Annotated in this window: 9 protein-coding genes and 1 pseudogene; 3 read left to right on the plus strand and 7 right to left on the minus strand. The window is 32.7% G+C overall.

Annotation, left to right across the window (positions count from 1 at the left end; translation table 11 throughout):
* Position 1 precedes the first annotated feature (1 nt).
* The 3 genes from BLV84_RS08990 to BLV84_RS09000 all read left to right on the plus strand — a co-directional run bounded on the left by BLV84_RS08990 (position 2) and on the right by BLV84_RS09000 (position 3,756).
* On the plus strand, positions 2–1,402 hold the full coding sequence (locus BLV84_RS08990; RefSeq protein WP_093244340.1) for an HmuY family protein: 1,401 nt from the start codon (positions 2–4) through the stop codon (positions 1,400–1,402).
* Positions 1,403–1,441: 39 nt separating this feature from the next.
* Positions 1,442–2,689 carry a T9SS type A sorting domain-containing protein gene (locus BLV84_RS08995; RefSeq protein ID WP_093244341.1) on the plus strand — a complete coding sequence of 416 codons (1,248 nt, stop codon included), beginning with the start codon at positions 1,442–1,444 and terminating at the stop codon, positions 2,687–2,689.
* Positions 2,690–2,829: 140 nt separating this feature from the next.
* Complete coding sequence (locus BLV84_RS09000) at positions 2,830–3,756, plus strand: T9SS type A sorting domain-containing protein (protein WP_093244342.1); 927 nt, start codon at positions 2,830–2,832, stop codon at positions 3,754–3,756.
* A gap of 658 nt (positions 3,757–4,414) precedes the next feature.
* Here BLV84_RS09000 and BLV84_RS09005 read toward each other — a convergent pair.
* From BLV84_RS09005 to BLV84_RS09040, 7 genes and pseudogenes are all read right to left on the minus strand, one after another.
* Positions 4,415–5,749, minus strand: coding sequence for a cytochrome c (locus tag BLV84_RS09005; RefSeq protein ID WP_093244343.1), 1,335 nt, complete (start codon positions 5,747–5,749; stop codon positions 4,415–4,417).
* A 20-nt stretch (positions 5,750–5,769) separates the two neighbouring features.
* Positions 5,770–7,242 carry a c-type cytochrome gene (locus tag BLV84_RS09010; protein WP_093244344.1) on the minus strand — a complete coding sequence of 491 codons (1,473 nt, stop codon included), beginning with the start codon at positions 7,240–7,242 and terminating at the stop codon, positions 5,770–5,772.
* Positions 7,243–7,399: 157 nt separating this feature from the next.
* Positions 7,400–7,495 (minus strand): annotated as a pseudogene (locus BLV84_RS12695) (hypothetical protein); the annotation flags it as partial.
* Between the two features lie 161 nt (positions 7,496–7,656).
* Positions 7,657–8,520 carry an AraC family transcriptional regulator gene (locus BLV84_RS09020; protein ID WP_093244345.1) on the minus strand — a complete coding sequence of 288 codons (864 nt, stop codon included), beginning with the start codon at positions 8,518–8,520 and terminating at the stop codon, positions 7,657–7,659.
* A gap of 423 nt (positions 8,521–8,943) precedes the next feature.
* Positions 8,944–9,543 carry an SCO family protein gene (locus BLV84_RS09030; RefSeq protein ID WP_093244347.1) on the minus strand — a complete coding sequence of 200 codons (600 nt, stop codon included), beginning with the start codon at positions 9,541–9,543 and terminating at the stop codon, positions 8,944–8,946.
* 71 nt (positions 9,544–9,614) lie between these two features.
* Positions 9,615–10,637 (minus strand): cytochrome-c peroxidase, encoded by a 1,023-nt coding sequence (locus BLV84_RS09035; protein ID WP_093244348.1) that lies wholly within the window; start codon positions 10,635–10,637, stop codon positions 9,615–9,617.
* Positions 10,638–10,701: 64 nt separating this feature from the next.
* The gene (locus BLV84_RS09040) at positions 10,702–11,559 is read right to left on the minus strand and encodes an MbnP family protein (protein ID WP_234953124.1); all 858 of its coding nucleotides are present in this window, start codon (positions 11,557–11,559) and stop codon (positions 10,702–10,704) included.
* Positions 11,560–11,586 lie beyond the last annotated feature (27 nt).

Below are 11,586 nucleotides of genomic sequence, written 5' to 3' on the forward strand. Positions count from 1 at the left end.
CATGATATCTTTAGATTTTAATTTTTTTAAAATACTCGTCGTCATAATATTTATTACAAGTTGCAGTGATGATAAATCGTTAACTGAAGATCCGTTTGTGGTTGCTTTTGAAGAGTTGTCTATTAACCATCTTGAAGCAGGAAGTGAGTTTGATATTCCCTTGGTTTACTCTGATATTGCAGAAATAGATGGCGAAGTTTCAATTAGCCTTCAAACATTTAATGCTGTTTACGGTCAAGATTTTGTGACGCAGCCTTCTGCAGAAAATGGTCAGATTTCCGTTGCAATTGAAGCAGGGCAAACCTCACAGAAAATACGCTTTCAAAAATTGAATCAAAACCTTGATGAAACATCTGAAATAGACTTTAAAATCACACAAATTGATTATCTCAATTCTCAAATACAAGGCAATATACAGTATCAAGTTAATGCTTCTCCAACTTTGGGCGGAAGTTTAAGTCCTGATATTGGAGGACCGGCTGAAGCTTATCAAGTTTATATTGATTTGAGCAGCAAAAGTCAGAAGAAAGTCCAGCGTGACCACTGGGATTTAGGATTTTATGGCGGCAATCACGATAGAGTTGTGATAAACTCATCAATTTATATGGCTGCAAAAGCTATAGAGAGTACTGACATTGATGCTGTTACAGAGCAAAGTGTCAGTCACTTAAAATCAAAAGTTGCGGTAGGTACTTTCGACCCAACGAATGAAGCTTATGTTGATCATCCAGACGGAAATATAGAAAAAACGGCTATTGATGAAGTGAAATTACAAGCAAATGAAAATAAAGTTTACTTACTCAATCTTGGTTATGAAGTAGGAGAAAATGACGCAAACTCGGGTTCGGTAAGTATTGCAGGAGAACCTCGCGGTTGGAAAAAAATCAGAATTTTAAAATCTGGCGATGCATATCTTTTACAATATGCTGACTTGGATGCAAGCACTCATCAAGAAATCACAATTTCTAAAAACGAATCTTACAATTTTAATTTTTTCAGTTTTGATACAGAAAATTTTGTTTCCGTTGAACCTGAAAAGGACCGTTGGGATATCAATTTTACAGTTTTTACAAATCTAATTGAAGATGCTGGTAGTTATGGCTACTCAGATTTTGTATTACATAATAGGAAGGCTGGAGCAAAAGCATATAAAGCAGATGAAATTTCAAGTTTAACTTATAACGAATTTTCATTAAATGATATTGATCAGAATGCTTTTAAAGTAGATCAAAGAGCCATTGGCGAGTCTTGGCGAGATGTTTTTTCTGGTCAGGTTTTTCAATCACCATTTTATGTTGTTCAAGACCCAAATGGGAACTATTACAAACTTCGTTTTTTGAGTTTAACTAACCAAGATGGAGACAGAGGATATCCAAAATTCGAATTTAAGCTTTTAGAATAAAAACAATTTTCAATTCAAACAATTCAAACAATTTTTACAATGAAACATTTATTACATTTTGTTGTCATTTTTATGGTGGCAATTCAGGTTCAGGCACAAGAAGCGACGAAAACAGTTAGTATGGGCGCAAGTTATGCAAATCAGGTTTTTTATAAAATCAGTACAGATCAACAATCAAGTTTATCGATAGATGCTTGGGATCTTGCTTTTTTAAGAACAAGTTCTTATGATATGGGAATTCGTGTAAACGACGCAAAAGGCATAGAAGTTTATGAAGCTTCGAATCAGGCCTCAGATTGGAGTAATATTGATGTAAGTAATGAAAGCCAATGGAGTATTCTTTACAACTCAGAAGTGAGTTGGGCAGATGGTGCATTTATGCAGGGATCAGCTACTTATGGTTGGGGTGAGTATAATTCAGCTAACCATCAGGTGACAGGAAGTATCATTTTTGTATTGAAATATGCAGATGGAACTTTCAGAAAATTCTTTATTGAAAACTTTTATGGAGCTTACACTTTTAAATATAGTACGTGGGACGACACAAATGCAACTTGGAGTGCAGATGAAATAGTAACTTTAGATAACACTGAAAATCCGAACAACTTCTTTAATTATTATAATTTAGAAACGAATGCAGCTGTGAGTATTGCTCCAGCACAAGATCAGTGGGACTTAACTTTTACAAAGTTTACAACTGAATACCCAAGTAGTGAAGGGCCGATGCCATATACGGTAACAGGAGTTTTGCAAAATCCTAACTTGATGGTTGCTGAACGCGACGAGCCAAATGGCCAAAATAATTCAGTAGATTTAACTTATAGTGAAGAGATCAATACAATTGGATATGATTGGAAGAGTTTTGGCGGTTCTGGTTATACAGTCAATTCTGACAAAGCTTTTTATGTCAAATATGCCGATGAAACAATTTATCGTCTTGTCTTTACAAGTTTTGAAGGAAGCTCAACCGGTAATATTGATTTTACAACAGAAGACGTCACAACAACTTTAGGCTTAGAGAAAATTGAAAATAGTTTTAGCTTTGGGTTATATCCAAATCCGACGCGTGACGGTCTAGTTGAATTAGTGTTTGATAACGCAAAAGCTTCTGATTATGAAGTAAAGGTTTACAACTTAACAGGTCAATTGATGGTAAGTAAAAAAATAGGTGTGTCTTCTCAATTTGCTCAAACAAAGCTTGATGTTTCAGATTTAAGTAGTGGCACATATATTGTTCAAATAATAACAAACAATACACAACAAACTAAAAAGTTGATTGTTCAGTAGTAGATTTCAAATCTATAAATTTGTGTTTTTGGAAAGACCGCTTCTGAAAAGGAGTGGTCTTTTTATTGTTAATGTTTATTGGAAAAGCGGACACTTTGCAAGTATTTGATATATTGTCAAATCATTTTAAAATTTAAATAATGATAAAAAATTACGCATTAGGATTGATGATTTTGTTTTTTGGTTTTGTCTCTGCACAAGAAACGATTTCTTTTGAAGCCAGTGAAGGTTACCAATTAGCAACTTTAAACACCCAAAACGGATGGGAAGTAACAGTAGACAGCGATGGTAACTTTCTTCAAAACCAAGTTGTGACAGATGAAGAAGCTTCAGACGGCAGTTTTTCTTTTAAAAATGCTTTTGAGCCAAGTTATGATTGGCAATGGCTACCAATTTTTGGCGCTGCTAAAACATTTGACACACCAAAATCTTACGAAGATTTTGTATTTTCTTATGATGTTATGGTGACAGAAACACTGGGTGCCGACTTTGAGTTGACGCTTTATGGTATTGATGCTGATGAAGATTTTGTGCCAGTCGCAGGTTTTGCTATGGAAAATCAGGGGCAAGTATATGTTATTTCTGATATTACTTATGGCTCAGATTATATTGATGGTGCATCATGGATTCCAAATACTTGGTACAGCATTAAAATAGAGGTTAGTGCAGCAGAGATTAAATATTATATGGATGATGTCTTGATTTATACGGGTGATAACTTTACTTCAGAAAATATTGAAGGTTTTAATATGTTACACAACAATTATGGTGGCGATGCTTATTATGATAATTTTGTTTATGCAAATGGCACTTTATCAAACAAGGATTTTTCTGAGTTAGCCGATTTAAGTATTTACCCAAATCCTGTCAAAAATGAATTAAACATTCAAGGTTTAGAATCTTTTGAATTAGAACGTTTATCGATTTACAACATGATGGGACAGCAATTGCTTGAGAGCACAACTGCTGAAACTTTAAATGTTGATCAACTTTCAGGAGGCGCATACATTCTTGAAATCACGACAAAAGAAAATAAATCATTCACAGAAAAATTTATTAAAAGATAAAAATTATTTTTTAATAAATTTAAAGGCTATCAATTATCAGATAACAACATCATTAAACAAGGCAGTTTACCAATAGGGAACAACAATGTACTTATTAATGATTTAGAGTCTAGAAGATACGATTTTTACATCATCACTGATTGTAGTTCAGATATAAATGATTCAGTTATGCTAACTTTTGAAGTAGAAACATTATCAAATCATAATTTTGAACAAATTGAAGTATCTATGTATCCAAATCCAGTTCAAAGTGAACTTCATTTGAATAGTGATCAAAAAATTAATGAGTGAATGCCTGATTTTTTATGTTTGCCAGATTGCTTTATTAAAAAGTAATCTGGCTTTTTAAACTCGTTGAGCATTATGTTTTTTTAAAAAAAGTTATCCATTTTTCTGATAATCAAAAACTTGTTTTGGTTTTGAAACATCAATAACATAAAAATGAGCAATATTTAAAATGCACAACTGGTTAAATAGACTTTATTTAATATAGACCTTTTATAAACTGATAGTTTTTATCCAATTCGTTGGGTACTTCATTTACGGTTTTATTTTTTATTACAAATAATACTAGACTATTTATCTTAATTAAGACTTTAATGATATAGGTAGTCATTACAAGTATTGTGAAAATCAAGAAAGTTGTCATACAATTAAATTATTTAAAGGTTAAAATATATTTTGCAAGCTCTTTTAATTCATCATCAGTTAATTGTGAAAATCCTGGCATTTGAGGGTAATCCGCTCGCTTTTTACCTGGTGTTTTTATCCAATTTTTTAAACCTGCTTCATCAGTAGCATAAATAGATGCCATTTCTGTGATTGGTGGACCTACTAATTTTTCGGTGGTTCTATGGCAAGCAGCACAATATTGATTAAAAACGGCCGATCCTTTGGCTATTTCTCCTAGCGATTCATCAATTTCTAAATCAGTGGTTTCTTCTACAGGGTTTTCCCTTGCCTCTTTGCTTAATTTTTGAAATTCAGCGGTATGGGCAGTGACTAATTCTTGATGTTTTTCCAGTGCAGTATGTCTATACATTTGTCTACTACCTCCATAAAATACCATAAATATTAATATTGATACGGCTATCTTTTTAAAGTGTAAATCAATGTCTTCTTTAGGGCATATGATAGATTGATAGCAATACCACAAGGCATAAGCAAGGAACAGTCCCGCTATAGCCATTATACTGATAACACCATATCCTAAGCCTTTTGAAGGAAGGGTAAATAATACAATAATACCAAAAAAGATTTGAAGCGCTAACCCTACGGTTGCTATAGAATAACCTATTTTTTTAATATGGTATCTTGTAAAGGAACTGTAAATTTTATCTATTGGATAAGTTTTTCGGTTGTTGTACCACGTAATAAAAACTCCAGTAACAGCAATACAAGCTCCTAAAAATTCAAAATATCTAGGAAGTACATTGGGCAATACTAAAGCACTCACAAAACCTTTAACAGTCCCCCATTTTTCAGGAAACATCATCAAGTTTACATTGGTTAAAAAGATTAGGGGAATAAATAGAAAAATGGCAACTGCCAAACCCATTATAGCAATGTGGATGTGTTTGTTCTTTTCTAAATTCTTCCAAGTGTATTTGTGTAAATAAGTAAGCAAAAATGCAATTGTAACCAATGGTATAATCATAATCCATACAAAACCTGTTAAAGCATTTGCCGAATAAAAATAGATGGTATAAAGAGTGTTGATGCTTAAAAGAGGTGCTACCCCAAGTACCACTGCAATACTTTTATTTACGGTGATAGTTTTGGCTATTTCGTGGGCAAAAATATCATATTCTTTATTTTTTAACCCTTTAATTTGAGCCCAAAGTGTTATTATACTTCCGCCAACCATTAAATTAATGAAAATAATATGTAGTAAAAATGATACTACCAATAAAATAACCAATAACCATTCTGGTAAGGGGAGATCAAGAGGAATATCTTTAGGAACAGGGGTATTTACTTGAAGTAATTTCATTTATTTTAATATTATGTTGATTAATCTTCAGAATAATCTTTATTCTCTTCGAGTTTTTCAGTAACCGATTTTACACTGTTTAAAGGGTTTATTTTTACTCCAGAAGTTTGTACGCCTTCTAGACTTTCTCCCGTTTGTTGGACTTGTTTGATGTAAGCAACCAGAGCATCCAACTCTTTTTTATTTCCAGCAAAGGGTGGCATGTAAGTTCTTCCATTATGCATATTCGGAATGTACGCAGCCATTGAATTTTTATCTAAAGGTTTACCAAAACCATACATACGCTCAAAAACATAAGTAATTGAATTGACACCTTGCGGGTTAACGGTATGACAACGACTACATAAGTTCATAAAAACATCTCTACCGGCTTCAATTTTATTTTCTTCCGTAATTTCTGTTATGGCGGTATATGTGGCATGTTTTAAGATGCCATCTCTTTTATACAATGGGTAATCTTCTTCTCTTAAAAGGTTAGAATACATATAATTTCCAATCACATAGGGTTTACGGACAAATTCACGTACTCTTTCAAAAATCCCCAAAAAACCAAAGGCTAAAACGCAAGGAACAATAACAAAAGCAAAATTTATTTTTTTAGGTTTCATTAAAGCAAACAGAGCAAGAAGTACAGATAATGAAGCTGTTCCAATAATAAAGTATTTTAATAGATCATAATATTGGGCAAATTCCATACTACCTACGGCCGTACTCATATTATCTTTCATGGCACTTGGCATCACACTCCAATAAAAAACAGCGCCAATAATAACTAGCGGTGTCCAAACCAAAATCCATTTACTTGCATATTTAACGGCTTTTGCTCTTATGTCACATCCTTTCTTTGTGAAAATGGTAGTGAGTAACATCCCAAATACACCTCCAATTAACATCGCTGTCGGTGTTCTAAATAGTAATTGCGGGAAATAGATAGGATTCGTAAAACCATTTAATAAAGTCTGTTCATTGTTCCAGTTTCCTGGATCCATCATAAAACCAAGAATGGCCACGATTATAGCCATCGTAATCCACGAAAAAATGGATAGAAACCATCCGAATTTTATATGACGGACTTTAGCTTTGAGTGACGTATTTGAGTTTTTCCAAGTGAGGAAATAAATCAAAATAAGAATAACTTCTGTAACAAAAACCAACCACTCTGTAAACCAAGCCCAATAAAATACTCTAATTAAGCTCCCTATAGAAGAAGGGCTTACCAAAGCAACCGAAAACCAAATTCCAACGCCCGTCATAGCACCAATGGTGGTTGTGATGATAAAGGCAACCTTCATTTTTTTATAGATAAGGTTATCCCAGTTTAGATCGGTTATTTGATCTTTGCTTGCATTTGTAACACCTTTTTGTTCTAGCCAAGTGATGTATGGGATAAAGCCTACTGCCAAACCATGGTTAATAAACACGTGCAGTATGGCAATAACCGCTATTAAAAAGCGGTCGTTAAGCCAATCGAGATGAAACATTGGAAAATCCATAGTCTTTAGAATTTTTATGCAAAGTTTCATTAAGATCAATGATATTTCTAAAAATAATAAAGCAGGAAGTTTAGATTATAGTTCCTGCTTTGTTAGGGAAAACGGTTATTGATTTCAATATTTATGACTCTTAATTTTAGTTTTTAGTATTAAAATTTTAATTTTTAATAGTGTGCTCAATTTTTGGCAAAAAATATTCAGGGTCTTTCTTGAATTGTTCCTTGCATATTGTTGAGCAAAAACTATATAGTTTTCCCTTGTATTTAAATTATGGTGCTTATTAAATGTAGACCCTAAGGTCCAAGAGCATCTCAAGCATAGGTTAAGGGTTCCTGTAAGAGTTATGCAAAACCGTAGGTACAGCTCATCATAACCAAAAGTAAAATAGTGTTTGCTTTCATGATTTTTAATTTATTATTTTTCAAGTTTTCTAAATTGTTCTGGACTATTACCAGTTTGTTTTTTAAAAAAAGTTATAAAATAGGATGTGTTTTCAAACCCAAGTTTATCAGCTATCTCATTAATAGAATTATGAGTATATAGAATAAGCCTTTGAGCTTCTATGGTTATACGTTTTCTAATTAAATCTCCAGCCGTCATGCCTGTTGTCTCTTTGCATAGTTTATTGAGGTAATTAGGACTTATATTAAGTAATTCGGCATAATCTGAAGGTAATTTTTTAGAAATAAAATGTAGCCCTATCAATTTTTCAAAACTTTGTACTTTATGTTGTCTTGGCGTTTTGTAATTAATAGTTCCGACAGGCTTGTAGATGCGTTCCAATTCAAATAATAAGATATTTAAATAGGATCTTATTACTTTTTTTGCTTCTGTTTTTTGGAGTATATATTCTTCTTTTAGAAGATTCAAGAAAATCTTTAGTCTGTTCAATTGGTTTTCTGAAATGCGAATAAAAGGTTTAGATTCCAGGTTTAAAAAAGTAAATAGATTTAAAATATTGTTATTGAATCTTAATGAAAAAAAAGCTTCATGGAAGCATATTATCATTCCATTTGCTTTATTGTTTATGTTAATCGTATTTATGCAATGTGGTTTAATTATGATAACTTTAGCCTCATTAACCAGAATTCTTTTGTTGTCTATATTTATTTCTCCTTGAGCTTGTTCAATAAATAATATGGTATAAAAATTATGAGTATGAGGATATTCTAAAAAAGGAAATTTAGGCAACAATCCATTTAAGTCGCTTATCCAAAAATGCTTTAAGTTTTCATCAAATAAATCCATGTTGCATACAGGAATATGTTCTGTTTGCATGATTATGATTAATTAAAAATTAGAAAAACTAAATTAAATTAACCAGCTTTTTTGGGGGATGGAAAATGGATTGTACAAATGTGAAGATTATGAGGTCATTTCTTGAGAAAATAACCGCTTTATGATGACCAGTAGAAAGCTTAATTCTAAAATCTATGTCGTTATTTACCTGTGTATAGAGTTGAACCTCTTTGTTCTTAGTACTGGTATTTTTTTGTTCTTTTTTTTCGTTTTCGGACAATTTTTCACTTAAATAACAAGAACCTTTACAAACAGGGATTTTATCAAATCTATTAATACATAGCTCTTGTGCGATGTAATCCCTGTTTAAATAAAATGAAAACATAATATAAAAGTTGCTTGTACTTTGAAATACAAACAAAATGATGAGGAAATATGTTATTATTTTATTCATTAATGGATTTATTCTTTCAGTAATATTTTAATATCATCAATTAATCTTGCGATATCTATGGGATCTGTCCCATCATAGACACCTCGAATATGTCTGTTTTTGTCAATTAATAAAAATCCACCTCCGTGTACAAAACCGTCAGGTTCATTTGAATCTGGATATGCGGTTGTGAAATAGCTTTCAATAGCAATGTTCATTATACTGTCTCTATTCCCAGTTACAAAATGCCAATTGCCATCAATTTCTTGCCGCTCGCTAAAGTTTTTTAAACGCTTTACGGTATCTCTATCAGGGTCTATTGTGTGCGATAAAAATGAGATATCGGGATTGTCTTTATAATGTTGATAAACCGATTTCATGTGTGTGTGCATAATAGGACAAATAGTAGGGCAGGACAGAAAAATAAAATCGGCTACATAAGCTTTACCTTCAAAGGTACTGTTTGTTATTATTAAGCTGTCTTGATTTGTAAATGAAAAATCTTTTATTTTAGGATATACGGTTTCACCGTCTTTAATTTCAGGATTGCCTAAAACGGGTAATTTCTCTTGTTTTTCTTTACAAGAAAGAGCTATGATTAGGAGTAAAATCCAAGCATACTTTTTCATGCTGCAATATAGTTATTTTAACGTTTAACTTAAAGTGTGATTTCTAAGTCACTCGTTTGTTTGCACTTGTATTATTGATCAATAAAATCTGTATCACTCAACGTTTTCATAAACGAAATTAGAAATGCTTTTTCCTGTTCGGTGAGTGGTATTCTATTGCCATTATTTTTGAAAATAGGATCCAGATTGTTTGCATCTAAAACACCTTCGTCAAAATAGTCTAGGATATCAATAAGTGTTTCAAATTGGCCAAAACTGCCATAGGGTGCTGTGTATTCTACATTTCTTAATGAAGGCACTCGAAAGCTCATATAGTCGGCATCAATTCCAGTAATTCGAGCTCTTCCGGCTTCATTACTGTCAGGATTTATTGGAAAACCGATGTTTCTAAAACTCTGATCGGTAAATAGTTCTGTGCTGTGGCAACTGGAACACTTTTCTTGAAAAAGTTGATATCCTTGAGCTTCGTTTTCTGTAAAACTTTCTCCTTCATTTCGCATAACTTTATCATATTTACTATTGGCAGAAATGAGGGTGTATTCATATTGAGCAATGCTGTTATAAATTCTCTCAGGGGTGATTTCTTCATCCCCAAATGTTTTTTGAAAAAGCTCTAGGTAGGACACATCATTTTGAATTTTTCCGATGCTTTCTATGATTGAAGAGTCCATTTCCTCGTGAGTAATGATAGGTACTATTGGCTGACTCTCTAATTGAAGTTTGCTTCCATCCCAATTATAAAACCTCATAAAAGCAAGATTTTGAATAGGTGGTGTATTGCGAAGCCCAATTCTACCTTCAATTCCGATTGCCTGTGCATTATTATCTGCAAAGGCATTTGACTGAATATGGCAGCTGGCACACGAAATAGTATTGTCTGCACTGAGACGTTTTTCGTGAAATAGTTTTTTTCCTAATTCTACTCCATATTTTGTTGGTATGTTCGTATAATACGAGTTGTTCACTTCCGGAAACCCAATAGGTATATTTATTGAAGCCTCAGGGTTGTTATAAAAAACAGGTTCGTAGTCTTCTTTGCTACAAGATGTTGCGAGACACATTATGCTTATTAAAAGAAAGACTGTTTTTTTCATTTTCAATAAAAAAGTTAAAAGAAATAAAAAGAGCCGCCTGTTAAAACGGCTCTGAAAAATAAATTTAGTTTTCTACATTGATAACAGAAAACATTCCAACAAAGTCATTTGAGCTATTTCCACCCAAATTATCTACAAATTTCTCCATTTCCACAGCAGTGTGGATATTTGGAGTGGCATTGTCATTCATGCCAGATCCTGACGATAATGTAATTGTGTAAGAGTTTCCACTTAGCAGTTTATCAAAATCTGCTTTAATCGTAATTTTGGGTGCTGAGTTTCCTACTATAGCATTTGTAGAAAGGTCGAGAGTGATATCTCTGTAAGCATCAACTCCTTGCACATGACCTCCTTCACCATCTTCAATTGTACTTCCTGTATGTATAGACATTTCTTTATTGTCAGTATCATAAAATCCTTCGATTTTTGTAAAACGATAACCAGTTCCCCATTCCCACATCATTTCGGTATCGTTTGCTCCAGCATTATTATAGAATTCTGGAAAACTTACTTCATCCAAAGTATTTAAGTCACTTCTAATTCCCAATCCGAATTTGATTTGCTTGTATTCATCTGATGGGATGTTGCTCAAAACATAATTCAATGTTTCTGGTTTTGAATGGTCTATAACGGTTGCTCCATTATCAAGATCGTTTATATTGTAAGGAATTTCAGAACCGTCTTTTTTAATTAGGCGGATATTGCTAATTACATATTTTAATTCTGCAAAACGGTGTGCTTGACCAGCTTCTGAAGTGTTTACTGAAGCTAAAGAAGAAGATTCTCCTCCTAATACGATAGTATTCTCTCCAAAGGTGTTTTGGAACTCTAGTGTTACGTTGTTTGCAACAGGAAAACTGTCGTCATTGCTACATGAAATAAAAGCTATTGAAATAGCAGCTAGTAAAAGGTAATTTTTCATTTTTTTCATTTTTTATTAAATTAATAG

Source organism: Psychroflexus halocasei, from assembly GCF_900107595.1.
Lineage (GTDB): Bacteria > Bacteroidota > Bacteroidia > Flavobacteriales > Flavobacteriaceae > Psychroflexus > Psychroflexus halocasei.